Genomic DNA, 239 nt, shown 5'->3' with positions numbered 1-239 from the left:
AATAGAGCCCGTGGCTTGCCGCCATGAACAGCCGGTTGCGATGGCGGCCGCCGAAGCACACATTCGCGCAGCGTTCCGGCAACGCAATGTGGCCGATGGGCTCGCCTTGCGGCGTGAAAACGCGCACGCCGTCGAGTTCGTCGGTGCCCATGCCCCAGCCGCACCACAGATTGCCGTGAACGTCGACGCGAAAGCCGTCGGGCGTGCCGGGGCCGGCGTCGATCAGCACGCGATTGTTC

General features: G+C 66.9%; 1 protein-coding gene. It reads right to left on the bottom strand.

Annotation, left to right across the window (positions count from 1 at the left end):
* Positions 1-239: SMP-30/gluconolactonase/LRE family protein (locus SB771_RS36775; RefSeq protein WP_410722256.1), on the bottom strand; the 239-nt coding region annotated here is incomplete at both ends.

The organism is Burkholderia sp. SIMBA_051, from assembly GCF_046534915.1.
GTDB classification, from domain to species: domain Bacteria; phylum Pseudomonadota; class Gammaproteobacteria; order Burkholderiales; family Burkholderiaceae; genus Burkholderia; species Burkholderia ambifaria.
Note: the sequence above shows the minus strand (reverse complement) of the source record. Positions and strands in the feature narration are given on the sequence as shown.